Below are 25,144 nucleotides of genomic sequence, written 5' to 3' on the forward strand. Positions count from 1 at the left end.
TTGTTTAAAATATTCGTAATTTGAGGTGAGAGCATGAAAATTAGACGAAGTACAAGGTTAGTCGATATGACTTATTATTTGCTTCAAAACCCTCGTCAGTTAGTTTCTCTCACTTTTTTTGCTGAACGGTATCAGTCTGCTAAATCTTCTATTAGTGAAGATTTAGTTATTATTAAACAAACGTTTGAACAACAAGGGGTCGGCACATTACAAACGGTACCAGGTGCAGCAGGAGGAGTGAAGTATATCCCATATATAAGTCAGGAAGAAGCGAAGCAAATTATTAATGAGCTTTGTAAATTATTTGAGAATCCTGATCGTATTCTGCCAGGCGGTTATTTATATATGACGGATCTTTTAAGTAACCCGCGTTACATTAATGGTGCAGGGAGACTTTTTGCTTCTGTATTCGCAAGACAGCCGATTGACGCTGTTATGACAGTTGCGACGAAAGGGATTCCTTTGGCGTATGCAGTAGCCAATTATTTAGATGTCCCAGTCGTAATTGCTAGAAAAGATAATAAAGTAACAGAAGGACCGACAGTAAGTATTAATTATGTATCAGGCTCTTCTAAGCGTATTCAAACGATGACATTGGCAAAACGTAGTCTTCCAGAGGGTGCGAATGTATTAATTATCGATGATTTTATGAAGGCCGGCGGAACCGTACAAGGTATGATGAGTATGCTTGAAGAATTTAATGCAAATGTTGTTGGTATTGGAGTTTTAGTGGAATCAAGTGATATTGAGGAAAGACTTGTCGATAACTTTATTTCATTAATTCGCCTGTCTGAAGTAGATGTGAGAGAAAAGACGATTCAAGTGGAAAAAGGAAATTATTCTTTAAGTCCATTTACTGACATGATTGTAGAAGTTGAATAAGATAAACAATCTTTTTAATAGATTGTTTTAAAGGGGATACTGTTCGTCAGAGTGAGGGAAAAGATAAAGCGACTGCTTTATCTTTTTTTATAAAGTGAAACTGTTATCGGTGGGGATGTTTTATATTGATTGATAATAAGCTTTTACCAGTTAGGTACTTTGGCATGTTATTTGTGAACATTAGGTTTTAGCAGGTGATAAGCTCCCAACTTTGGAGGCTTATCACCTGCTAAAACAATAGGTTCCTTATTAGGGGTAGCTTGTAAAAGCAGGATAAAAAAATATAAAAGGGTGAGGAACGATGAAAGTAGTTCAAACAAATGAAGCGCCGCAGGCGATTGGTCCATATTCACAAGGTATGATTGTAAATAATATGTTTTACAGTTCAGGACAAATTCCTATGACGGTAAATGGTGAAGTTGTGACTGGGGATGTAAAGGAACAAACAGAGCAAGTGTTTCAAAATTTAAATGCAGTATTAACAGAAGCGGGAGCATCGTTTGAGACGGTGGTAAAAGCAACTGTATTCTTAAAAGATATGAATGATTTTGATGCGGTAAACGAAGTATATAGTACATATTTTTCTACGAATAAACCAGCACGCTCTTGTGTACAAGTAGTGAAACTACCGAAAGATGTATCCGTTGAAATTGAAGTTATTGCCCTTGTAAAATAAGGAATTGTAAGCGATAACTTATGTTCATTTATATATTTCACTTATATAAAAATTTTTATCTTAAAAATTTTTGAAAAATTGAAGGAAAAATAGAACATTTGTGGAATTTATAGAAATATATCGCTTATTTAGAAAAGGGTGGTGAACACAAGATGGAAGTGACTGACGTAAGATTACGCCGCGTAAACACAGAAGGGCGCATGCGAGCGATTGCCTCTATTACACTAGACCACGAATTTGTTGTTCATGATATTCGTGTAATTGATGGCAATAATGGATTATTTGTAGCAATGCCAAGTAAACGTACTCCGGATGGAGAGTTCCGTGATATTGCTCATCCAATTAATTCTAATACTCGTTCTAAGATTCAAGATGCGGTTTTAACTGAGTATCACCGTTTAGGCGAGTTAGAGGAAGTTGAGTTTGAAGAAGCTGGAGCTTCGTAAAATTCGAATAAGAAGAGCTCTAAAAGAAGAGCTCTATAATTTTGGCAAACTCCTGTAAGCATTTACAGGAGTTTGTTGTTGTTTCCATATATTATATAAATCGATTTTGATTGTTCAACATACAAGCCGAGATTGTGCGTGGCCAGGTGCGCGATTCCCCTAAAGAAGAGGTTTTTATATCGTTTTTTTTCAATTTGTATCTATAGCAGCTACCTCAATTTTTCGTGAAAAAGGAATAGTATAGCTTATTTCATAAAAAGATATGAAATACTAAAACATTATATAAAAGTTATGGTAAAATTTAATAGTTATAAGGTGTTTCTTGAAATATATAGTTATTTAGGATAATATCTTTAATGGATAAATAGGTTGCGATGGAGGGTCTATATGTCGAAAAGATATGCAGTGATTCTTGCTGCAGGAAAAGGCACGCGTATGAAGTCTAGTTTATACAAAGTGTTACATCCTGTATGCGGGAAACCGATGGTACAGCATGTAGTTGATCAAGTCTCTCAGCTAGAAGTGCAGAAGCTTGTTACAGTTGTTGGACACGGCGCTGAAAAGGTACAAGATCAATTAGGAAGTGCAAGTGAATTTGCATTGCAAACAGAGCAGTTAGGAACTGCACATGCTGTTATGCAAGCAGCTGATGCACTGGGGAACGAGGAAGGAACAACATTAGTAATTTGTGGTGATACACCTCTTATTACAGCAAAGACAATGGAAGCTTTATTAAAGCAGCATGAAGAAGCAGGTGCAAAGGCAACGGTATTAACAGCCTACATACAAGAGCCTGCTGGTTATGGCCGAATTGTTCGTAATGAAAATGGTCACGTTGAAAAAATTGTTGAACATAAAGATGCAAATGAAGTAGAGCGAGCGATTAAAGAAATTAATACAGGTACGTATTGTTTTGATAATAAAGCGCTATTCGCTTCCCTTTCTAAAGTTTCCAATGAAAATGTGCAAGGGGAATATTACCTTCCAGATGTAATTGAGATTTTGAAAAACGAAGGTCATATTGTATCTGCCTATCAAACAGAGCATTTTGATGAAACGTTAGGAGTTAATGACAGGGTCGCTCTATCGCAAGCGGAAGACATTATGAAAAAACGTATTAACCATCAACATATGATAAATGGTGTTACGATTATTGATCCGAATAACACGTATATTTCTGTTGATGCAAAAATTGGTAATGATACGGTTATTTACCCAGGAACAATTATTGAAGGTTATACTGTTATTGGATCAAATTGTGAAGTTGGGCCGCATACGGTCATCCGTGATAGTGAAGTGGGCGATAATACAACAATTCGTCAGTCTACTGTTCATGATAGTAAGATTGGTATCGATGTTGCAATTGGACCGTTCGCTCATATTCGTCCGCAATCTGTTATTGGTAATGAAGTTCGTGTTGGAAACTTCGTTGAAATTAAAAAGACTGTTTTCGGAAATAGAAGTAAAGCTTCTCATTTAAGCTATATTGGTGATGCAGAAGTGGGAGAAGATGTAAATCTTGGTTGTGGTTCTATTACAGTAAACTACGATGGCAAGAATAAATTTAAAACTGTAATTGGTGATGGTGTGTTTATTGGTTGTAACTCAAACCTTGTTGCTCCTGTAACGGTTGAAGATGGTGCTTATGTTGCAGCAGGTTCTACAATTACAGAAGATGTGCCAGCAAAAGCATTATCCATTGCACGTACACGTCAAATTAATAAAGAAGACTATGTTGCTCAATTGCTGAATAAGAAAAATTCATAATGTGGAGGGTTAATCTAGATGTCGACTCAATATCTAAATTCTAATTTGAAAGTATTTTCTTTAAACTCTAACAAGGCGCTTGCTGAGCAAATTGCAAAGCACATTGGAGTAGAATTAGGAAAATGTTCTGTTGCACGTTTTAGTGATGGAGAAATTCAAATTAACATTGAAGAAAGTATTCGTGGTTGCGATGTATTTATCATCCAATCTACAAGTTTTCCAGTAAACGAGCATATTATGGAATTGCTTATTATGATCGATGCATTAAAACGTGCATCTGCGAAAACAATTAACATTGTTATTCCTTACTATGGTTATGCACGCCAAGATCGTAAAGCACGCTCTCGTGAGCCGATTACAGCGAAACTGTTTGCAAACTTACTTGAAACAGCGGGTGCTACTCGTGTAATTACTCTAGATTTACATGCTCCACAAATTCAAGGATTCTTCGATATTCCAATTGATCATTTAATGGGTGTACCTATTCTTTCTGACTACTTTAAGAAGAAAGGTCTTAAGGATATTGTAATTGTATCTCCTGACCATGGTGGTGTGACACGTGCTCGAAAAATGGCAGATCGTTTAAAAGCACCAATCGCTATCATCGATAAACGCCGTCCGCGTCCAAATGTAGCAGAAGTAATGAATATAGTAGGTAATATCGAAGGAAAAACAGCAATTCTAATTGATGACATCATTGATACAGCTGGTACAATTACATTAGCAGCAAACGCTCTTGTAGAGAACGGTGCTTCTGAAGTATATGCTTGCTGTACACACCCAGTTTTATCTGGTCCAGCAATTGAACGTATTCAAAATTCAAATATTAAAGAGTTAGTTGTAACAAACTCTATCGTATTACCAGAAGAAAAGAAAATTGATAAAGTACAGGAACTTTCTGTTGCTCCATTAATTGGAGAAGCAATTATTCGTGTTTACGAAGAAGAATCTGTAAGTGTACTATTTAATTAATTGGATAGAATGAGACGTAACCAGTGTTGGTTACGTCTTTTCGTATCGAAAAAAGAAAGTGGTGTTACAATGAAATTAATAGTAGGACTTGGTAACCCAGGCAGAGAATATGAATTAACAAGGCATAACATTGGGTTCATGGCAATAGATGAATTATCTAAACGCTGGAATATCCCATTAAATGAGCAAAAATTTAAGGGGTTATTCGGTGCGGGCTTTGTAAATGGAGAGAAAGTCATTTTATTAAAGCCGCTTACATATATGAATTTATCTGGAGAAAGTATTCGTCCGCTTATGGATTACTATAAAATTGATATTGAAGATTTTATAGTAATTTATGATGATTTAGATATTCCGGTTGGAAAATTGCGTCTTCGTATGAAAGGCAGTGCGGGTGGACATAACGGTATAAAATCAACAATCGCACATTTAGGAACACAGGAATTCCAACGCGTTCGTATGGGGATTGATCGTCCTAAAAATGGCATGAAAGTAGTTGATTATGTATTAGGGCGTTTTACGACAGATGAGATGCCTGAGATGAAACGAGCAATTGAAAAAAGTGCAGATGCATGTGAAGAGTGGTTGAAAGTTCCATTTTTACAAGTTATGAATATTTTCAATAATTAACATTTCCAAAATGGAATATTTTTTTATACTTATATCCATAATAGTAGTAATTGTACGGCTAGGAGGAAGTTATGGACGGACATTATTACTGCAGACATTGTGGATATAGAATAGGTATTATTACAGCGGAAAAAGTATACGGCCTTGTGCTAGGTCAACTAACAGAGCAAGAGCGGTTAGAAATGATTCATTTTGATGAAAACGGAAATATATATATAAAAACAATTTGTGAATCGTGTCAAAAAACGCTCGCATCTTATCCAGAGTATTATGAATATGAACTGTTCTTACAATGAAAATAAGGTTTCTGTTAGAGCATGTATTTCTTACCGATGGTTAGCTAAACACCTTGCCCCTTGATAACGGGGGAACTTCCATCCTTCTCTTTTCTGAATATGAAGGTGAGAGACTTACAGGGATAAGGGATAGGGTGTACTGCTTCGCTTTGGCTTGTCCAAAGCATTTTTCTGTTTTCTTTTTCCGAAATGTTTGCATAAAATATAGTAGCTTGCTCTTTATGTTGAGAGGAGTTTTGAAAAATGATAGGTTTACTAGAGCAATTTTACGAAAATAAAGAAATACGATCAATTATAGATGGGTTAGAAGAAGGTTTAAAAGAGCAGCTTATCTCAGGTATGGCAACCTCTTCGCGTTCATTATTAATGGCTAGTTTATATAAAAACACAAAGCAGTCACAGCTTGTTATAACGCATAATTTATATCAGGCGCAAAAAGTGTATGAAGATTTAGTTTCATTAATTGGAGAGCAGAATGTTTGGTTATATCCTGTAAATGAGTCTATTGCATCAGAAATCGGTGTTGCGAGTCCAGAATTGAAGGCGCAGCGCATTGAAGTGTTGAACCGCTTAGCGGCTGGAGAAAATGGAATTATTGTGGCACCTGTTGCGGGTTTGCGACGTTTTCTACCGACAAAAGAGATGTGGGAGAAACAGCAAATTGAATTAACAATGGGACAAGAAATTGATCTTGATGAATTGCTTCGCGTGTTAACATCTGTGGGCTATGAACGTAAATCTATGGTAGAGGCACCGGGTGAATTTAGTGTTCGCGGTGGGATATTAGATATCTATCCATTAACAGAAGAATTGCCAGTTCGTATTGAATTTTTTGATACTGAAGTAGATTCCATCCGTTCCTTTACTGTAGAAGAACAACGCTCGCAAGAGAAGATGGATAGCATATCATTTGGCCCAGCTACTGAATTTGTATTTTCTAAAGAAGAAGTAGCATTTGGAATTCAGAAGCTAGAATCAAGTTTAGTTCATACATTAAAAAAAGTATCTGATGAGAAACTAAAAACAACAATATTAGAAACTGTTACATATGAATTAGAGTTATTGAAAAATGGACAGACAATTGAACAGATGTTCAAATATTTATCTTTATTTTATAAGGAACCTGCTAGTCTAATAGAATATTTACCGGAAAACGGTGTGGTTATTCTAGACGAGGTCTCTCGAATTCAAGAAACAGCAGATCATTTAGAAACAGAAGAAGCAGAATGGTATATATCGCTTCTTGGAGAAGGAGCGATTGTTCAAGATTTAACTTTTTCTCATAGTTTTTCCCAATTTTTGAACCATAAAAAACGAAATTTCTTATACTTAACTTTATTCTTACGTCATATTCCATATACAAATCCGCAAAATATTGTGAATTTGACATGTAAAACAATGCAAGACTTTCACGGTCAAATGAATTTATTAAAAACAGAAATTGATAGATGGACGAAAAGTAGGTTTACAACAGTTGTATTAGGTGCAAATGAAGAAAGAACGAAGAAGTTGCAGAATATTTTAAATGATTATGATATTGAAGCAGATATTATTGAAGGAACGGATGTATTGCTCCCAGGTCGTATTCAAATTGCGGTGGGTGATTTACATGCAGGTTTTGAAATGCCAATGCAAAAGCTGGCGATTATTACCGAAAAAGAATTGTTTAATAAAAAGGTAAAAAAATCACAGCGTAAGCAAAAACTTTCGAATGCGGAGAGAATTAAAAGCTACTCTGAATTAAAAGTTGGTGATTACGTTGTTCACGTAAATCACGGTATCGGTAAATTTTTAGGAATTGAAACATTAGAAATTAATGGTGTTCATAAAGATTATTTGCATATCAAGTATCAAGGAAATGACAAGCTATACGTTCCGATTGAACAAATTGATCAAGTACAAAAGTATGTGGGATCCGAGGGGAAAGACCCAAAGATTTATAAATTAGGTGGAAATGATTGGAAGAAAGTTAAGACAAAGGTAGAAAAATCCGTTCAAGATATTGCAGATGATTTAATTAAGCTGTATGCAGAGCGCGAAGCATCAAAAGGTTATGCTTTTACTCCGGATACATCTGAGCAACAGGAGTTTGAATCATCATTTCCTTATCAAGAAACAGAAGATCAGTTACGCTCAATTGAAGAAATCAAGAAGGATATGGAGCGCGGTCGTCCGATGGATCGTCTGCTTTGCGGCGATGTTGGATATGGAAAAACTGAAGTTGCGATCCGGGCTGCTTTTAAAGCGATTATGGATGAAAAGCAAGTTGCAATTTTAGTGCCGACAACGATTTTAGCACAGCAACATTATGAAACAATTCGAGAGCGATTCCAAGATTATCCGGTTAATATCGGGTTATTAAGTCGCTTCCGTACAAGAAAACAGCAAAATGAAACGATTAAAGGATTAAAAGATGGTACTGTTGATGTTGTTATCGGTACACACCGTCTTCTGTCAAAGGATGTCATATATAAAGATTTAGGATTACTTATTATTGATGAGGAGCAGCGGTTTGGTGTAACGCATAAAGAAAAAATTAAGCAATTAAAAGCTAATATCGATGTACTAACATTAACAGCAACGCCAATTCCGCGTACGCTTCATATGTCTATGTTGGGTGTTCGCGATTTATCTGTTATTGAAACACCGCCAGAAAATCGGTTCCCGGTGCAAACGTACGTTGTGGAATATAATCCAGCGTTAATAAGAGAAGCGATTGAACGTGAACTGGCACGAGGAGGGCAAATATATTTCTTATATAATCGTGTTGAAGATATTGAGCGAAAAGTAGACGAAATTTCAATGCTCGTTCCTGATGCGCGTGTAACTTTTGCGCATGGAAAGATGAATGAAGGTGAATTAGAATCGGTTATGCTCTCCTTCTTAGAGGGGCAGCACGATGTACTCGTAAGTACAACAATTATTGAAACAGGTGTTGATATTCCGAATGTAAATACATTAATTGTGTTCGATGCAGATCGTATGGGATTATCGCAGTTGTATCAGTTGCGTGGTCGGGTAGGGCGTTCTAATCGTGTTGCCTATGCGTATTTCACATATAAGCGGGATAAAGTGTTATCTGAGGTTGCAGAAAAGCGTCTGCAAGCCATTAAAGAATTTACAGAGCTAGGTTCTGGATTTAAAATTGCGATGCGTGATTTGTCTATCCGCGGAGCAGGTAATTTATTAGGTGCAGAGCAACATGGATTTATTGATTCCGTTGGTTTTGATTTATATTCACAAATGTTAAAAGATGCAATTGAACAGCGAAGAGGTACGGGGGCAGAAGAGCAAACGCTTGATGTCGAGATTGATCTAGAAGTAGATGCATATTTACCAGATGCATATATTTCCGATAGCAAACAAAAAATCATGATGTATAAGCAGTTTAGGGGCGTTTCTACTATTGAGGATATTGAAGAGTTACAAGAAGAAATGATTGATCGCTTTGGTGACTATCCACAGGAAGTTGGATATTTACTACAAATTGCAAATATTAAAGTGTTAGCAACGCAAGAAGGAATCGAATTGATTAAGCAAACGAAACAAGAAGTGACACTGCTGTTTTCAGAAAAGACTAGTCAAAATATCGATGGTGGAAAATTATTTATGCTTGGAAGTAGTTTAGGGCGAATGATTGGTCTTGGTATGGAAGGTTCACGCTTGAAAATTGTGATGAATGTGCGTGAACTAGAAGTAGCAAAGTGGCTTACAATCGCTGAAAATTTATTAAAAGGTTTAAAAGATGTGAAAAAAGAAGAGATAAATGCCTAAATGAGAATAAAAAATACCATTCGACGTGTATAGAAGAACTAATGTGTAAAATACTATGTTTAATAGTTGGTGATTTTTACATGAACAGGTAAAAGCACCACTTTTATCATCAGTAGAAAGTGAGGCAGCATTAGAATGAAAGCAACTGGAATTGTACGTCGAATTGATGATTTAGGAAGGGTTGTTATTCCGAAAGAAATTCGCAGGACTCTCCGTATTCGGGAAGGTGACCCATTGGAAATTTTTGTTGATCGCGATGGAGAAGTTATTTTAAAGAAATATTCTCCAATTAGCGAATTGGGTGATTTTGCTAAAGAATATGCAGATGCTTTATATGATAGTTTAGGGCATAACGTACTTGTTTGTGACCGTGATTCCATTATTGCTGTCGCTGGCGTTTCCAAAAAAGAATACTTAAATAAAAGCGTTGGAGATTTAGTTGAGAAAGCGATGGAAGAGCGCAAATCGGTTATCATGACAGACGAAAGTGAAATTTCTATTATGGATGGAGTGGCCGAAAAGGTACAATCTTATACAATCGGTCCGATTATCGCAAATGGTGATCCGATTGGAGCTGTTATTATTTTTTCAAAAGAAGCAATCATTAGTGATGTAGAACATAAAGCTGTGGATACAGCAGCAAGCTTCCTAGCAAAACAAATGGAACAATAAAGCGAAACTTCCATCAGTGAGTGTTTTCCTCGCAGATGGAAAGCTCTCACCAATGGGTTTCTAACAAGCAGTTAAGTTTTATGATACACCGTAATGTACTGTGGGAGTAAAAAGGTAGCATTTTGCTACCTTTTTTTATATGATCACATTGAAAGCAGAAAGCTGTTTTTTTCTTTGTGATATAATACGTAGGATGAGTATAGAAAAAAGGGAGATTGCATGGTTATGGAGACGAAGAAGTACCACGCTTTTTGGCGCGGAGCGATTATATTAACAATTGCGAGCTTTGTTACAAAAGTATTAAGCGCCTTTTACCGTATTCCATATCAAAATATAGCTGGTGATATTGGTTTTTATATTTATCAGCAAATTTACCCGTTTTACGGGTTTTGTTTAATTTTAGCGACATATGGTTTTCCAGTCATTATTTCAAAAATGATTGCAGAACGTTTAGAACGAGGAGAACGGAAAGAAGCAGAATCCATTATATGTATTTCTTTTTGGTTTTTATTGGCTATTGGGATCATAGGATGTAGTGTATTATTTTTCGGTGCACATACAATTGCATCTTTAATGGGAGATGCAAATTTACAAAAACTAATTTGCGTTATTGCATTTTCCTTTTTATTAATGCCATTTCTCGCGGTAGCGCGAGGTTATTTCCAAGGAGTTGGAAATATGGTGCCAACAGCTGTATCGCAGGTAATAGAACAAACGATTCGCGTATCCATTATCGTATTTTTATCATTATTTCTTATAAAAAAGGGGTTTGATTTATATACGGTGGGAGCAGGTGCTATGTTTGGCTCTATAGCAGGTAGTTTTATTGGTGTGATTGTATTGCTATTTTATTTGCGAAAGGAATTTTGTTCTATTTTTCTGCAGAGTTTTAAGGGGATTTCCAATAAAAAGACCATTATTCGTACATTGTTTTGGCAAGGAATTGCGATTTGTATTAGTAACTTAGTGTTAATTTTTATACAAATGGCAGATTCTATTTCACTTTACAGCTTACTTGTTCAGAATGGGGAACCAGTAGAAATAGCAAAGATGTTAAAAGGTGTATATGATCGCAGCATTCCTCTTATGCAGCTTGGGACGGTCGTGACAACATCATTTTCACTTTCTTTAACCCCAATGATTTCGGCTGCAAAAGAGAGAGGAGATCAAGAGTTCATTCGCGAAAAAGTACAGCTAGCAATTAAAATTACGTTTGTAATTGGGCTTGCTGCATCATTAGGACTCGCGAGTATCATTCGTCCAACAAATGTTATGCTATTTGCAAATGGCGACGGCTCTGCCATGCTAGGGATTTTATCTATTTCTATTCTGTTTAGTTCATTAGCAATTACAAATGCATCTATTTTGCAAGGATTAGGAGAAACTGTAAAACCAGCCTTGTTTGTTGTAGGTGGTGCATGTGTGAAATTATTACTCAATTATATATTCATGCCGCATTTTGGTGTAATCGGTGCAGCGATTGCAACTGTGATTGCGTTATTGTGTATTGCTATATTGAATAGTGTATTACTGATTAGCGTTGTTAATGAGCCACTTATACAGAAAAAACCTATTGTAGGTGTGACAATTGGAGCATTAAGTATGGTGTTAGTGCTTGCTGGATGTATGTATATGTTTGAGTGGTTTGGATTACAAGCTAACGAGGGACATAGAGGATTAGCAGCGATTCAAGCGTTACTATGTGTCGGTGTTGGTGGGTTACTATATGCATTTTTAATTCTGAAGCTGAAAGTATTTACAGCGCAGGAACTTGGGACGGTTATGAAACAAGAAAAAGTACAAACTTCTTTGAAGAAGAGTGGATAGAGGTGGACTTTATGACAAGAACAATTACGATTTTAGGGTTAGGAGCTGGTGATTTAGACCAGCTTACAATGGGCGTATATCGAAAAGTTAAAGAAGCAGCGCACATGTATATTCGAACGAAAGAACATCCAGTTATAGAGGAGCTTGAGAAAGAAGGTGTATTGTACACATCTTTTGATGCTGTATATGAAGCGTATGATACATTTGAAGAAGTGTATGAAACAATTTCTAACACATTGATTCAAAAAGCCAAGGAAGCTGATATTTTATATGCGGTTCCAGGTCATCCGCTTGTGGCAGAGCGTACTGTACAACTTTTACTACAAAAAGGAGAAAAAGAGAACGTTGATGTGCGCATCGAGGGTGGACAAAGCTTTTTAGACCCAATGTTTGCAAGTTTGAAAATTGATCCAATTGAAGGGTTTCAATTGATTGATGCGACATCATTTGAAAGAGGACAATTAGAGCTTCGTCAGCACTTAATTTTCTGCCAAGTGTATGATGCATTTATTGCATCTGAAGTCAAGCTAACATTAATGGAAATGCTCCCGGACGATTATGAAGTATATATTGTGACTGCAGCAGGAACGTCATTTGAACAAGTGAAGAAAGTGCCACTCTATTTATTGGATCATGAGGCAGAGCTTAATAATTTAACGAGTGTGTACGTACCACCGGTGTTAAATCGACAATCATTGTATCAAGAATTTGCTGTATTACGTGATATTATAGCGGAGTTACGCGGACCAAACGGATGCCCGTGGGATAAAAAGCAAACACACCAAACGTTAAAGAAATATTTAATTGAAGAAGCATATGAGGTATTAGAAGCTATCGATGAGGAAGATGATGATCATCTTGTTGAAGAGCTTGGCGATGTTCTATTGCAAGTTATGCTCCATGCACAAATTGGTGAAGATGAAGGTTGGTTCTCGATTGATGATGTCATTCGCACGTTGTCTGAAAAAATGGTACGTCGTCACCCTCATGTATTTGGAGAGGTTAGTGTAGAGACCGCTGATGATGTTGTGACGAATTGGGAAGAAATTAAGAAACAAGAAAAAGGAAATGTAAAAGAGTCTATCTTATCAAGTATCCCGAAAAGTTTACCTCAGTTAATGCGCGCTTATGAAATTCAAAAAGAAGCAGCAAAGGTTGGTTTTGACTGGGATAATGTTAAGCCGATGATGGAAAAAGTAGATGAAGAATGGGAAGAATTTCAACGTGAAGTGGCGGTTATGGATGAAGAAAAGATGTTATCGGAATTTGGGGATTTAATATTTGCATTTGTGAATATTGCTCGCTATTATAAAATCAATCCGGAAGAAGCACTTCATAAAACAAACGAAAAATTTATAAGCCGTTTTTTATATATGGAAGCAAAGGTTGCGAGTATGGAGAAGGAAATGAAAGATTTTTCTTTAAAAGAGCTCGATGCATTATGGGAAGAAGCAAAGCAAATAGAGAATGAATAAGGGGGAGTTGTTGTGCGTTTAGATAAATTTTTAAAAGTGTCTCGTCTTATCAAAAGAAGAACATTAGCAAAAGAAGTTGCAGATCAAGGACGAATTATGATTAACGGTCAAGCAGCGAAGGCGAGCTCAACTGTAAAGGTAGAAGATGAATTAACAATTCGTTTCGGTCAAAAAGTTGTTACGGTAAAAATTAATGAATTAAAAGAAACGACAAAAAAAGAAGATGCTGCAAACTTATACACTGTTGTTCGTGAAGAGAAAGTTGAAGTAAAAGCGGAAGATAGCTTGTTCTAAATAATTTTGTCCTTTCATACATTGATACTAGTATAAAGTTATGGGGGGATGGACGTGAACAAAGGCTATTCAATGTCGTCTTCTAATCAACAAAATGTTACTGTAGAACATGACATTGTAATGAGAGGAAGACGCGTTCTTGATATTACAGGAGTCAAGCAGGTAGAGAGTTTTGATAGTGAAGAATTTTTGTTAGAAACCGTCATGGGCTTTTTAACGATACGTGGTCAAAATCTACAAATGAAAAACCTTGATGTTGAAAAAGGGCTTGTATCCATTAAAGGGAAAATATATGAGATGGCTTATATTGATGAGCATCAAGGGGAGAAAGCTAAAGGGTTCTTTAGCAAATTGTTTAAATGAGCTTAACGGTTCAATTATATACAATGCTTTCAATGATTGGGATGGGCGTTTCACTTGGAGCGGCTTTAGATACATATCATCGCTTTTTGAAACGCGGAGAGCGAAAGCGTTGGCTCGTATTTATTTATGATATTTTATTTTGGATTGTCCAAGCCCTTGTTGTGTTTTATATATTGTTGCTTGTAAATGAAGCAGAGTTACGTATGTATGTATTTTTAGCATTACTGTGTGGTTTTGCCGCATATCAAAGTTTGTTAAAGTCATTGTACATGAAAGTATTAAATTTTTTGATTTACATTTTTGTTCAAACATTTTATTTTTTTGTTCGTGTTGTTCAATTATTTATTGTTAAGCCAATTACGATTTTGATTCACCTAATTATAGCATTTGCGCTATTTTTATTTCGTCTTGTAGTTGGAGTTGGAACCGGGTTGTGGAAAGTTATTGTAGCGATATTGCAGTTAGTGTGGAAAATTATTTTCATTCCTGTTCGATTTGTTTGCTTTGTTATATGGAAACTTCTCCCTAGCCGTGTTAAAATTTTTATAAAGAGACAAGCAGGACTTTTAAAATATTTCAAGAAAATGAAGAAGCATATATTCCTAATTTGGGAACTTATAAAAAAGAAGTTAGGGGGACCTCGAAAATGAGGGAACTAAAACAAAGGTATGTATTGGAACAGAATCAAAATTCTGTTAAAGAACATATAATACAATCGAATGAAGGTAGAAGGCGCGTTTATCGTCGATTAGCTGTATTTTTGGCATTTGCTTTTGTAGTTATTGTAAGTATCAGTGTGACGTTTTATCAACAAAATAGTGAGATTAACGCTAAAGAAGCAAAAGTAAAAGAGTTGGAAAAAGAAACAAATGTGGTAACTATAAAAGAAAAACAGCTGAAAGATGAAATTCAAAAATTACATGATGATGATTATGTTTTAGAGATTGCTAGAAGAGATTATTACTTTTCAAAGCCTGGGGAGATAATTTTTCCCATTTCTAAGTAATAGGTGTTGTATTGACACTATATTTTAAGATTATATATAATGAAGTAAAATTTGACTTTTTAACCACTAAGGAGGAGCGTTTTTTTTATGTCAATCGAGGTAGGCAGCAAGTTACAGGGTAAAGTAACAGGTATTACGAATTTTGGGGCTTTTGTAGAGCTGCCAGAAGGATTAACTGGTCTTGTTCATATTAGTGAAGTTGCTGATAATTATGTAAAAGATATTAATGATCACTTAAAAGTGGGTGATCAAGTAGAAGTAAAAGTTATTAACGTTGAGAAAGACGGTAAAATTGGTTTATCTATTAAAAAAGCGAAAGAGCGTGAAAAAACAGAAGGGGAACAACGCGATAATCAACGCGCTGGACGTCCTGCGCGTAATCGCTCTTTTAGCAGAGACAATCGTGGTGGCGGTGACAACCGTAACCAAAAAGAAACATTTGAGCAAAAGATGGCTCGCTTTTTGAAAGACAGTGAAGATCGTTTAACTTCTTTAAAGCGTAATACGGAGTCAAAACGTGGCGGCCGTGGCGCTCGTCGCGGATAAAACTTGCTGTTTATTTTAAAATAAAGAGAAGCACCCAGAGTGTTCACTCAGGGTGCTTTTTTTATGGTGAAAACAGCATATAGAAAAAATAATAAAAAATACTTAAAAACGTGTTGACTTTGAATGCTATTTAAGATAATATACTAATTGTCCGTTAAATACGACATGGCGGTGTAGCTCAGCTGGCTAGAGCGTACGGTTCATACCCGTGAGGTCGGGGGTTCGATCCCCTCCGCCGCTATATATTTTAACGGCCCGTTGGTCAAGTGGTTAAGACACCGCCCTTTCACGGCGGTAACACGGGTTCGAATCCCGTACGGGTCATCGCTGAAAAGATCATGCAAATTATGCATGATCTTTTTTTGTTTTGTTATTGTGGATGGTTATTCTATACTGTACAACTTTGAGTTTGAGATAATTGTTGGCAAATTCTAATCGGTGATAAAAATGATGGGAACTTTGCTTTATATTAAGGAATTGTAAAGTTATGCGCTTCTTCTACAAAAACAACTATTATTTTTTGAAAATTCAATAATCTATTTAAAAATTTACGTTTAACTCTGTATATATATGGTGCTATTTTGTATAAAAGGTCGAACAATTATTATGTTGTAAACTGTTATTTTGACAAAAACTCCGCAACATACATTTTATAATTACAAGTAATAAAATATGCAGGTGGTGTTCAAAATATGCCAAGAGCAGGAAGGAATACTGTCAATCCAAATTCTAGTGCGCTTGCTATAGGCCATGGGCAAATGACAGCTGAAAAGTGGACAAGCAAATTAAGGATGAAATTGGAACAAATTTTCTTTCGTTGGGGATTTGTGGTTGCGTTGGTTGGTTTTCTTTTGGGACGAGCATATATTTTAACGAACATTTTGCCGTTTGCTTTGCCGTTTTTTGCTGCTGTATATGTGATGAAACGTGATAAAATGGCTCTTGCATTCCTCGCTGTAATGGCAGGTGCATTTTCGGTTTCATTAGAGAATCTATTTTTTGCCTTTGCATCTATATTTACATTCTTCATCTATAATATCTTCTTTGGTCGTTTTACAAGTAAGACGATTGGACTTGTACCATTTCAAGTATTTATTTCTGCATTAACCGCTCATCTTATCGTTGTTTATTTCGCGCAAGGAACAATTGGTATGTATGATTTGCTTGTTAGTACAATTGAAGCAGGATTAAGCTTCGTGTTAACAATGATTTTCTTGCAAAGTGTTCCCCTTTTAATAGAACGAAAAGGAAAACAACAATCATTAGAAACGGAAGAAATTGTTTGCCTAATTATATTGCTAGCATCTGTATTAACAGGTACAACAGATTGGTTTGTTTATGATTTATCAGTTCAGCATATTTTCACGAGATATTTAGTACTAGTGTTTGCGTTTGTGGCAGGGGCAGCAACAGGTTCTACTGTAGGTGTTGTAACAGGTTTGATTTTAAGTTTAGCGAATGTAGCGAGTTTATATCAATTAAGTTTACTGGCGTTCTCTGGATTGTTAGGCGGCTTACTGAAAGAGGGAAAGCGAATAGGGGTAAGTTTAGGTTTATTAATTGGAACAAGTTTAATTACGTTATACGTAGATAAACAAACAAGTATTGTAATGACATTATTAGAGTCAGGTGTAGCGATTGTATTGTTTTTATTAACGCCTAAGATCATCGTTGAACGCCTTTCCAAGTATATGCCGGGGACACAAGAGCATGCGAATGACCAACAACAATATTTAAGAAGAATGCGTGATGTTACGGCAAATAAAATTAATCAGTTTGCAAATGTGTTTGAAGCATTGTCTAATAGCTTTTCTATATATGGGTATGTAGAAGATGAGGATAAGGACACGGAGACGGATTTATTTTTAAGCACAATTACCGCCAAGACGTGTCAGACGTGCTTTAAGAAGGATCAGTGTTGGGTTGTGAATTTTGATAAAACGTATGATTATATGAAGGAACTTATGAATGAAACGGAGGAAGGTACATTACAAAATAATCGTAAATTGCTCCGTGATTTTGAAAAATATTGTGTGAGAGGAACGAAAGTAACAGGTTTAATTGATGATGAATTAGAGCATTTTTATGAAGGGCAAAAGTTAAGGAAGCAAATGCGTGATAATCGTAGAATTGTTGCTGAGCAACTTATGGGTGTTTCGAAAGTAATGGCGGATTTCTCAAAAGAGATTCAAAAGGAAAGAGAGAATCATCAGGTGCAAGAGGAACAAATTTTACAAGCATTTCGTGATTTTGGTGTAGAGGTTGAACATGTTGATATTTATTGTTTGGATCGGGGGAACATTGATATTGAAATGATGATTCCTGCTTCGTGTAATAAACATGGGGAATGTGAAAAGCTTGTTGCTCCGATGTTGTCTGATATTTTACATGAAACAGTTGTCGTGAAACATGAAGACCAATCAGCGTATCCGAATGGTTACAGTACAGTGTCTTTTGGGTCGGCTAAAACGTTTTCTGTTGATACAGGTCTTGCTACTGCGGCTAAAGGAGGGGGATTTGTATCTGGTGATTCCTATGCCATGATGGAGTTAAGTGTGGGGAAATATGCGTTGGCTATTAGTGATGGGATGGGAAATGGAAGACGGGCTCACATGGAAAGTAAAGAGACAGTGAAGTTGTTGCAAAAAATATTGCAATCAGGTATTGATGAGGAAATTGCAATAAAATCGATCAATTCCATTCTCTCGCTGCGAACAACTGAAGAAATGTTTACAACATTAGATTTGGCGATGATTGATTTACGTGATGCAAACGCTAAGTTTTTAAAGATTGGTTCTACGCCAAGTTTTGTAAAGCGTGGCAATCAAGTATTTAAAATAGAGGCGAGTAATTTACCGATGGGGATTATTGAAGACTTTGAAGTAGATGTTGTAGGTGAACAATTAAAATCTGGTGACATTTTAATCATGATGAGCGATGGGATTTTTGAAGGTGCAAAACATGTAGAGAATCATGAAGTGTGGATGAAACGGAAGATTAAAGAATTAGAAACGGAAGATCCACAAGAGATTGCTGATATTATTATGGAAGATGTTATTCGTACTGATAATGGATATATTAATGATGACATGACAATTGTGGTGGCAAAAGTAAAAAAGAATATGCCGAAATGGGCTACAATTCCTATTGTTAGTAAACAAGCTCAATAAAGTGAAACTTCCACCAGTGGGGTACTCCTGCTGGTGGTTAGTTGAACTAATTAGGTTTTTATGGGCTGCAGTCTCTCTTGATGACAATTGTGGATAGTTATTCTCTACGTTTCTCTTTTCGCTTCTCATAATTTGGAGAAGTGGAAATGTCCGTAGTTTAAAAGAGGAAAATGACAAGGCCTAGGAATATATCTGAGGCCTGTTTGCTATACATGGAATATTTAATTTTGTTTATTTCTGTATGCAAAGAAAAAATTCATATGTAAGATAAATTGTGAAATTTATACATCTTTGTTTTGCAGAAAGCTTGTAAAAGTTGTACCATTATATCAAGGTATGCTATCGTTTTAGCTCAATGAAAGGTGATTGCAGCATTGAAAGATGAATTTGTTAAAAAGGTAGATGCTTTTGTAGAAAGGCATAATTTATTAGAGGAACATTCTACGGTTGTTGTTGGTGTGTCAGGGGGACCTGATTCTTTAGCGCTTTTCTTCTATTTGTTAGAGAAGCGTGAGGAGAAGAAATTGCAAATTGTAGTTGCTCATGTTGACCATATGTTTCGCGGTGAGGAATCGCAGGAAGATTTGCGATATGTGAAACATTTGTGTGAAAATCTTAATGTTGTCTGTGAAGCAATACAAATTGATGTGAAGCAGTATCAAAAACAAAATCGAATGAGTGCACAAGTTGCGGCAAGAGAATGTCGATATGCATTTTTGGAAAGAATAATGAGAAAACATAATGCACAATATGTAGCTCTTGGTCATCATGGTGACGATCAAATTGAGACAGTTTTAATGCGTCTTGTGCGTGGTAGCACTTCGAAGGGTTATTCTGGGATTTCTGTGAAGCGGGCTTTCGATAAAGGCTCTTTGATTCGACCTTTGCTGGCAGTAACGAAAGAAGAAATTCTTGATTATTGTAAGAGAAAGGATGTTGACCCTCGTATTGACCCTAGTAATACAAAAGAAACGTATACAAGGAATCGACTACGAAAATATGTTCTTCCTCATTTAAAGCAGGAGAATCCAAATGTTCATGAACGTTTTCAAGCTTTTAGTAAGTTTATGCAAGAGGATGAAGCGTATTTGCAGGAATTAGCTTTTGAAAAAATGAATAAAGTAATTAAGAAAAAAGATACAAAAAGAGTTGTCGTATCAATTCCTGCATTTGAATCTATACCTATACCTTTACAAAGGAGAGGGATTCAACTAATATTAAACTATCTTTATGAATATAAAATTCCATCTTCGCTTTCTTCTGTACATATTGACAAGGTGATTGAGTTTTTCAAACGAACTCATCCTTCAGGTGTGCTTCACTTTCCGGGTGGATTAGAGGTTGTTCGTACATATGAAGAATGTATTTTCCGTTTTGTTGAAGAAAAGGTTGTTTTTTCTTCTCATGTTTTACAAGTGCCTGGAAAGGTAACATTAGTAAATGGTGATGAGTTTGTAGTAGAGATTAGCGATTGTGTACCTAGTATGGTGAATGAGATGATGTTTGTTGCAAAATATAATGAAATAACATCTCCACTTATCGTTCGTCCGCGGGAAGATGGCGATCGAATGTCAATTCAAGGTATGAATGGTACGAAGAAGATAAAGTCTATTTTTATTGAGGCAAAAGTACCGAAGGAGAAAAGAGCAGACTGGCCAATTGTTTGTGATGCGAATGGAAATGTTATTTGGGTTCCGTTGTTGAAACGATCTGCATTTGCTATTTCGCGAGAAACAGTAGATAAGGATACATATATTATTGTTCATTACAAAAGCAAGAAGTCTTCCAGGAGGATAATGAAATGATGAATCAAGATATCGAAAAAGTATTAATTTCTGAAGAGCAAATACAAGAAAAAGTAAGGGAATTAGGCGCAATTCTTGCAGAGGATTATAAAAATACGGTACCTCTTGCAATCGGTGTACTAAAAGGTGCAATGCCATTTATGGCAGACCTATTAAAGCGCACAGATGCATATCTTGAAATGGACTTTATGGCTGTATCTAGCTACGGTCATTCAACTGTTTCAACTGGTGAAGTGAAAATTTTAAAAGATCTAGATACTTCTTTAGAGGGACGCGATATTTTAATCGTAGAAGATATTATCGACAGCGGCCTTACATTAAGCTACTTGGTAGACTTATTTAAATATCGTAAAGCAAAATCTGTGAAGATTGTAACGTTATTAGATAAGCCAACTGGCCGAAAAGTTGACCTTAAAGCGGATTATGTTGGGTTTACTGTTCCGCACGAATTTGTTGTGGGATACGGATTAGACTATAAGGAACAATATCGTAATCTTCCTTACGTTGGTGTATTGAAGCCGAGCGTATATTCCAATTAATAATATTAAGCATAAGCATTACAATTGGATAGGAAAGTTTTTCTATGTTACTATTTACTATTATAGTTTGTATGCTGTGAGAGGAGGTTAGGGATGAATCGGATCTTCCGTAATACCATCTTTTATTTACTTATATTTTTAGTGGTAATTGGTATCGTGAGCTATTTTAATGGTTCAACGCAAAAAACAACGCCAATTAGCTACAATAAATTCATTGCTAAACTTGAAAAGGGTGAGGTTCGTAATGTACAACTTCAACCGAAAAATGGTGTGTTTGAGGTAAAGGGACAACTGAGTACTGATAGTCAGGAAAAACAGTTTGTAACTTATGCACCTAACACTGAAGAATTACAAAAGAAAATTAATGACAAAGCACAAGGTACAGAAGTGAAATATCAACCAGCAGAAGAAACAAGTGCTTGGGTAACATTCTTCACTTCCATCATTCCTTTTGTAATTATCTTCATTTTATTCTTCTTCTTACTTAACCAAGCGCAAGGCGGCGGCAGCCGTGTTATGAACTTCGGTAAAAGTAAAGCGAAGTTATACAATGATGATAAGAAAAAGGTCCGTTTTAGAGATGTAGCTGGAGCGGATGAAGAAAAACAAGAACTGGTTGAGGTTGTAGAGTTCTTAAAAGACCCTCGTAAGTTTGCGGAGGTTGGTGCTCGTATTCCGAAGGGGGTTTTATTAGTTGGACCTCCAGGGACAGGTAAAACATTACTTGCACGTGCCGTTGCAGGTGAGGCAGGCGTTCCATTCTTCTCTATTAGTGGTTCTGACTTTGTAGAGATGTTTGTCGGTGTCGGTGCTTCTCGTGTACGTGACTTATTCGAAAATGCAAAGAAAAACGCACCTTGTATCATTTTCATTGATGAAATTGATGCGGTAGGTCGTCAGCGTGGGGCAGGTCTTGGTGGTGGTCACGATGAGCGTGAGCAAACATTAAACCAATTGCTTGTAGAAATGGATGGTTTCGGAGCAAATGAAGGTATTATTATCATTGCTGCAACAAACCGACCTGATATTCTTGACCCAGCGTTATTACGTCCAGGGCGATTTGACCGTCAAATTACAGTGGATCGTCCAGATGTAAATGGTCGTGAGGCAGTGCTTAAAGTACATGCGCGCAATAAACCATTAGATGAAAATATTAATTTACGTGCTATTGCAACGCGTACACCAGGGTTCTCTGGTGCTGATCTTGAAAACTTATTAAATGAAGCAGCTCTTGTAGCAGCGAGACAGGATAAGAAGAAGATCGATATGAGCGATATTGATGAAGCAACGGATCGTGTTATTGCGGGTCCAGCTAAGAAAAGTCGTGTTATTTCTGAGAAAGAACGTAATATCGTTGCATTCCATGAGGCGGGACATACTGTAATTGGGGTAGTGCTTGATGAAGCGGATATCGTTCATAAAGTAACGATTGTACCGCGAGGTCAAGCTGGTGGATATGCAGTAATGCTTCCAAAAGAAGATCGTTACTTCATGACAAAGCCAGAATTGCTTGATAAAATTACGGGTTTACTTGGTGGACGAGTGGCTGAAGAAATTGTATTTGGAGAAGTAAGTACAGGAGCTCATAATGACTTCCAACGTGCGACTGGAATAGCTAGACGTATGGTAACTGAGTTTGGTATGAGTGATAAGCTTGGACCAATGCAATTCGGTAGCTCACAAGGAGGTCAAGTATTCTTAGGAAGAGACTTCCATTCTGAGCAAAACTATAGTGATGCAATTGCACATGAAATTGATATGGAAATGCAAAGCATTATGAAAGAATGTTATGCTCGTGCAAAACAACTTCTTACTGAAAACCGTGATAAACTTGATCTTATCGCAAAAACGTTACTTGAAGTGGAAACGTTAGATGCAGAGCAAATTAATCATTTATGTGAACACGGTACATTACCGGAGCGTAAAACATCTTCTGAAAGTGATGTAAAGGTAAATATCACAATGAAAAAAGAAGATGAAGCGTCAGAAGATAAAGAAGAACCGAAGGAGTGACAATTGTCGCTCCTTTTTTCTTTGCGATATAACAGGGCTTAAACATTGAAAAAAGAAAATGGATTTTTGTAAAATGATGAGGATAGGAAAGCTGAACATGTGTATAAATATGGTATGATGAGGTTATAAAGTGAAACTTCTAGCAGCGGGATAAACTCTGTACATATTGCACAAATATACATTAAATAAGATAAGTGGTGAGAATATGATTTTTGTATTGGATGTAGGGAATACAAATGCGGTACTTGGTGTGTTTGAAAATGGTAAACTTCTTCAGCATTGGCGTATGGAAACAGATCGTCATAAAACGGAAGATGAATATGGAATGCTCGTAAAACAATTACTTGAACACGAAGGAATTGCTTTTCATGATATAAAAGGAATTATTATTTCGTCAGTTGTACCGCCTATTATGTTTGCTTTAGAGCGTATGTGTGAGAAGTATTTTAAAATTAAACCTCTTGTAGTTGGACCTGGAATTAAGACGGGTTTAAATATTAAGTATGAAAATCCGCGTGAAGTGGGAGCCGATCGTATTGTAAATGCGGTAGCTGGTATTCAGTTATATGGAAGTCCTCTTATTATTGTCGACTTTGGGACGGCAACTACATATTGTTATATTAACGAGAATAAACATTACATGGGTGGGGTAATTACACCTGGGATTATGATTTCTGCAGAAGCATTATATAGTAGAGCAGCGAAATTACCGCGTATTGAAATTACAAGACCGAGTAGTATTATCGGAAAGAATACAGTAAGTGCAATGCAAGCTGGTATTTTATATGGTTATGTTGGACAAGTAGAAGGTATTGTAAAGCGAATGAAAGAAGAAGCTAAACAAGAGCCAACTGTTATTGCAACAGGTGGATTAGCAAAATTAATTGCAGAGGAATCGAATGTTATCGATATTGTCGATCCATTTTTGACGCTTAAAGGTTTATATATGTTATATGAGCGTAATGCCAATCTACAACACGAGAAAGGTGAATAAACGAAAATGAAAGATTATTTAGTAAAAGCGTTAGCGTTTAACGGAGAAGTTCGCGTTTATAGTGTACGTACAACAAATACGGTGAGCGAAGCACAAAGACGTCATGATACGTGGAGAACTGCTTCTGCAGCATTAGGGCGTTCTTTAACAGCGGGTACAATGATGGGGGCAATGCTTAAGGGGGATCAGAAACTTACGATTAAAGTAGAGGGTAATGGTCCCCTTGGTCCAATTTTAGTAGATGCACATGCGAATGGGGATGTACGTGGTTATGTAACGAACCCGCATGTTGATTTTGAAGCGACGGAACAAGGGAAACTGCGTGTATATCAAGCCGTAGGGACAGAAGGATTCTTAACAATTATTAAAGATATTGGTATGCGTGAGCCGTTTATTGGTCAAGTTCCACTTGTTTCAGGAGAGTTAGGAGAAGATTTTACGTATTATTTTGCCGTTTCTGAGCAAACACCTTCCTCTGTTGGTGTTGGAGTTCTTGTTAATGGCGATGATAGTATTTTAGCTGCGGGTGGGTTTATTTTACAAATCATGCCTGATGCACAAGAAGAGACAATTTCGGTTCTTGAAGATCGTTTGCAAAAAATCCCTCCTGTTTCTAAGCTTATTGAGCAAGGTTTAACTCCTGAAGAGTTGCTATATGAGTTGTTAGGAAAGGAAAATGTAAAAATTTTAGAGACAATGGATGTACAATTTAATTGTACATGTTCTCGTGAGCGTATTGAAGGCGTATTAATAAGCTTAGGGAAAACTGAATTAACGCAAGTGCGTGATGAAGAAGAAGAGACAGAAGTACATTGTCATTTTTGTAATGAACGATATAACTTTTCTAAAGAAGATATAACAAAATTAATAGAAACTTTGTAAGGAAGAAAAGGTTATTTGTCTATTTCAAATCATCTAAATAGATTGACAAATAACCTTCTTTTTGACAGAATGTACATAAATCCAATGAAAATACTTGGTGTTAGGAGTGACGGAG

At 36.3% G+C, this 25,144-nt stretch carries 22 protein-coding genes and 2 tRNA genes; all 24 read left to right on the forward strand.

The genetic code is table 11. The features are described 5' to 3' along the window. Positions 1-33 precede the first annotated feature (33 nt). The 24 genes from purR (at position 34) to hslO (ending at position 25,029) form a co-directional block, all read left to right on the forward strand. Complete coding sequence (gene purR / locus PLX19_RS23385) at positions 34-882, forward strand: pur operon repressor (RefSeq protein WP_272191275.1); 849 nt, start codon at positions 34-36, stop codon at positions 880-882. 301 nt (positions 883-1,183) lie between these two features. Further along, positions 1,184-1,558 (forward strand): RidA family protein, encoded by a 375-nt coding sequence (locus tag PLX19_RS23390; RefSeq protein WP_272191276.1) that lies wholly within the window; start codon positions 1,184-1,186, stop codon positions 1,556-1,558. 152 nt (positions 1,559-1,710) lie between these two features. Then, the gene (gene spoVG, locus PLX19_RS23395; protein ID WP_000454042.1) at positions 1,711-2,004 is read left to right on the forward strand and encodes a septation regulator SpoVG; all 294 of its coding nucleotides are present in this window, start codon (positions 1,711-1,713) and stop codon (positions 2,002-2,004) included. Positions 2,005-2,391: 387 nt separating this feature from the next. Further along, positions 2,392-3,771 (forward strand): bifunctional UDP-N-acetylglucosamine diphosphorylase/glucosamine-1-phosphate N-acetyltransferase GlmU, encoded by a 1,380-nt coding sequence (gene glmU / locus PLX19_RS23400; RefSeq protein WP_272191286.1) that lies wholly within the window; start codon positions 2,392-2,394, stop codon positions 3,769-3,771. 18 nt (positions 3,772-3,789) lie between these two features. Next, complete coding sequence (locus PLX19_RS23405; RefSeq protein WP_098917482.1) at positions 3,790-4,743, forward strand: ribose-phosphate diphosphokinase; 954 nt, start codon at positions 3,790-3,792, stop codon at positions 4,741-4,743. Between the two features lie 69 nt (positions 4,744-4,812). Then, positions 4,813-5,373: an aminoacyl-tRNA hydrolase gene (gene pth / locus PLX19_RS23410; protein WP_334313782.1), complete on the forward strand. Its 561-nt coding sequence runs from the start codon at positions 4,813-4,815 to the stop codon at positions 5,371-5,373. Positions 5,374-5,444: 71 nt separating this feature from the next. Beyond that, a complete protein-coding gene (locus tag PLX19_RS23415) occupies positions 5,445-5,669 on the forward strand; it encodes an anti-sigma-F factor Fin family protein (RefSeq protein ID WP_272191288.1) in 225 nt (74 codons plus the stop codon). 243 nt (positions 5,670-5,912) lie between these two features. Continuing rightward, complete coding sequence (gene mfd / locus PLX19_RS23420) at positions 5,913-9,443, forward strand: transcription-repair coupling factor (protein WP_272191289.1); 3,531 nt, start codon at positions 5,913-5,915, stop codon at positions 9,441-9,443. A 135-nt stretch (positions 9,444-9,578) separates the two neighbouring features. Further along, entirely contained in the window at positions 9,579-10,115 is a 537-nt protein-coding gene (gene spoVT / locus PLX19_RS23425) for a stage V sporulation protein T (protein WP_272191290.1), read from the forward strand. A gap of 225 nt (positions 10,116-10,340) precedes the next feature. Continuing rightward, on the forward strand, positions 10,341-11,942 hold the full coding sequence (locus PLX19_RS23430) for a putative polysaccharide biosynthesis protein (RefSeq protein ID WP_272191291.1): 1,602 nt from the start codon (positions 10,341-10,343) through the stop codon (positions 11,940-11,942). Positions 11,943-11,953: 11 nt separating this feature from the next. Further along, positions 11,954-13,417, forward strand: a complete 1,464-nt coding sequence (gene mazG / locus PLX19_RS23435; protein WP_272191292.1) for a nucleoside triphosphate pyrophosphohydrolase — start codon at positions 11,954-11,956, stop codon at positions 13,415-13,417. 12 nt (positions 13,418-13,429) lie between these two features. Continuing rightward, positions 13,430-13,711 (forward strand): RNA-binding S4 domain-containing protein, encoded by a 282-nt coding sequence (locus tag PLX19_RS23440; RefSeq protein WP_090918134.1) that lies wholly within the window; start codon positions 13,430-13,432, stop codon positions 13,709-13,711. Positions 13,712-13,783: 72 nt separating this feature from the next. Next, positions 13,784-14,074, forward strand: a complete 291-nt coding sequence (yabP, locus tag PLX19_RS23445; protein ID WP_371261891.1) for a sporulation protein YabP — start codon at positions 13,784-13,786, stop codon at positions 14,072-14,074. Beyond that, positions 14,071-14,724, forward strand: coding sequence for a spore cortex biosynthesis protein YabQ (gene yabQ, locus PLX19_RS23450; protein ID WP_272191293.1), 654 nt, complete (start codon positions 14,071-14,073; stop codon positions 14,722-14,724). The genes yabP and yabQ overlap by 4 nt, the downstream gene beginning before the upstream one ends. Next, positions 14,721-15,080 (forward strand): FtsB family cell division protein, encoded by a 360-nt coding sequence (locus tag PLX19_RS23455; protein ID WP_272191294.1) that lies wholly within the window; start codon positions 14,721-14,723, stop codon positions 15,078-15,080. The genes yabQ and PLX19_RS23455 overlap by 4 nt, the downstream gene beginning before the upstream one ends. A gap of 87 nt (positions 15,081-15,167) precedes the next feature. Continuing rightward, positions 15,168-15,626, forward strand: coding sequence for a S1 domain-containing RNA-binding protein (locus tag PLX19_RS23460; protein WP_272191295.1), 459 nt, complete (start codon positions 15,168-15,170; stop codon positions 15,624-15,626). 167 nt (positions 15,627-15,793) lie between these two features. After that, a tRNA-Met gene (locus PLX19_RS23465) sits at positions 15,794-15,867 on the forward strand. Between the two features lie 11 nt (positions 15,868-15,878). Then, positions 15,879-15,950, forward strand: a tRNA-Glu gene (locus tag PLX19_RS23470). Positions 15,951-16,318: 368 nt separating this feature from the next. Continuing rightward, complete coding sequence (gene spoIIE / locus PLX19_RS23475; RefSeq protein ID WP_272191296.1) at positions 16,319-18,796, forward strand: stage II sporulation protein E; 2,478 nt, start codon at positions 16,319-16,321, stop codon at positions 18,794-18,796. A gap of 374 nt (positions 18,797-19,170) precedes the next feature. Continuing rightward, positions 19,171-20,601, forward strand: a complete 1,431-nt coding sequence (tilS, locus tag PLX19_RS23480; protein WP_272191297.1) for a tRNA lysidine(34) synthetase TilS — start codon at positions 19,171-19,173, stop codon at positions 20,599-20,601. Then, positions 20,598-21,140, forward strand: a complete 543-nt coding sequence (gene hpt, locus PLX19_RS23485; RefSeq protein WP_272191298.1) for a hypoxanthine phosphoribosyltransferase — start codon at positions 20,598-20,600, stop codon at positions 21,138-21,140. Before tilS ends, hpt begins: the two co-directional genes overlap by 4 nt. Positions 21,141-21,233: 93 nt before the next feature. Further along, the gene (gene ftsH, locus PLX19_RS23490) at positions 21,234-23,153 is read left to right on the forward strand and encodes an ATP-dependent zinc metalloprotease FtsH (RefSeq protein ID WP_272191299.1); all 1,920 of its coding nucleotides are present in this window, start codon (positions 21,234-21,236) and stop codon (positions 23,151-23,153) included. 205 nt (positions 23,154-23,358) lie between these two features. After that, positions 23,359-24,147 carry a type III pantothenate kinase gene (locus PLX19_RS23495; RefSeq protein ID WP_272191300.1) on the forward strand — a complete coding sequence of 263 codons (789 nt, stop codon included), beginning with the start codon at positions 23,359-23,361 and terminating at the stop codon, positions 24,145-24,147. A gap of 6 nt (positions 24,148-24,153) precedes the next feature. Then, entirely contained in the window at positions 24,154-25,029 is an 876-nt protein-coding gene (gene hslO, locus PLX19_RS23500) for an Hsp33 family molecular chaperone HslO (protein ID WP_272191301.1), read from the forward strand. Positions 25,030-25,144 lie beyond the last annotated feature (115 nt).

Source organism: Bacillus sp. BP-3 (assembly GCF_028401955.1).
Taxonomy (GTDB): domain Bacteria; phylum Bacillota; class Bacilli; order Bacillales; family Bacillaceae_G; genus Bacillus_A.

Coding starts and splice junctions, on each gene's coding strand:
- PLX19_RS23495 (WP_272191300.1), top strand. CDS start 23,359: ATGATTTTTGTATTGGATGTAGGGAATACAAATGCGGTACTTGGTGTG.
- purR (WP_272191275.1), top strand. CDS start 34: ATGAAAATTAGACGAAGTACAAGGTTAGTCGATATGACTTATTATTTG.
- mfd (WP_272191289.1), top strand. CDS start 5,913: ATGATAGGTTTACTAGAGCAATTTTACGAAAATAAAGAAATACGATCA.
- PLX19_RS23405 (WP_098917482.1), top strand. CDS start 3,790: ATGTCGACTCAATATCTAAATTCTAATTTGAAAGTATTTTCTTTAAAC.
- ftsH (WP_272191299.1), top strand. CDS start 21,234: ATGAATCGGATCTTCCGTAATACCATCTTTTATTTACTTATATTTTTA.
- spoVT (WP_272191290.1), top strand. CDS start 9,579: ATGAAAGCAACTGGAATTGTACGTCGAATTGATGATTTAGGAAGGGTT.
- yabQ (WP_272191293.1), top strand. CDS start 14,071: ATGAGCTTAACGGTTCAATTATATACAATGCTTTCAATGATTGGGATG.
- yabP (WP_371261891.1), top strand. CDS start 13,784: ATGTCGTCTTCTAATCAACAAAATGTTACTGTAGAACATGACATTGTA.
- spoVG (WP_000454042.1), top strand. CDS start 1,711: ATGGAAGTGACTGACGTAAGATTACGCCGCGTAAACACAGAAGGGCGC.
- PLX19_RS23390 (WP_272191276.1), top strand. CDS start 1,184: ATGAAAGTAGTTCAAACAAATGAAGCGCCGCAGGCGATTGGTCCATAT.
- hslO (WP_272191301.1), top strand. CDS start 24,154: ATGAAAGATTATTTAGTAAAAGCGTTAGCGTTTAACGGAGAAGTTCGC.
- glmU (WP_272191286.1), top strand. CDS start 2,392: ATGTCGAAAAGATATGCAGTGATTCTTGCTGCAGGAAAAGGCACGCGT.
- PLX19_RS23455 (WP_272191294.1), top strand. CDS start 14,721: ATGAGGGAACTAAAACAAAGGTATGTATTGGAACAGAATCAAAATTCT.
- PLX19_RS23415 (WP_272191288.1), top strand. CDS start 5,445: ATGGACGGACATTATTACTGCAGACATTGTGGATATAGAATAGGTATT.
- hpt (WP_272191298.1), top strand. CDS start 20,598: ATGATGAATCAAGATATCGAAAAAGTATTAATTTCTGAAGAGCAAATA.
- pth (WP_334313782.1), top strand. CDS start 4,813: ATGAAATTAATAGTAGGACTTGGTAACCCAGGCAGAGAATATGAATTA.
- PLX19_RS23430 (WP_272191291.1), top strand. CDS start 10,341: ATGGAGACGAAGAAGTACCACGCTTTTTGGCGCGGAGCGATTATATTA.
- PLX19_RS23460 (WP_272191295.1), top strand. CDS start 15,168: ATGTCAATCGAGGTAGGCAGCAAGTTACAGGGTAAAGTAACAGGTATT.
- spoIIE (WP_272191296.1), top strand. CDS start 16,319: ATGCCAAGAGCAGGAAGGAATACTGTCAATCCAAATTCTAGTGCGCTT.
- mazG (WP_272191292.1), top strand. CDS start 11,954: ATGACAAGAACAATTACGATTTTAGGGTTAGGAGCTGGTGATTTAGAC.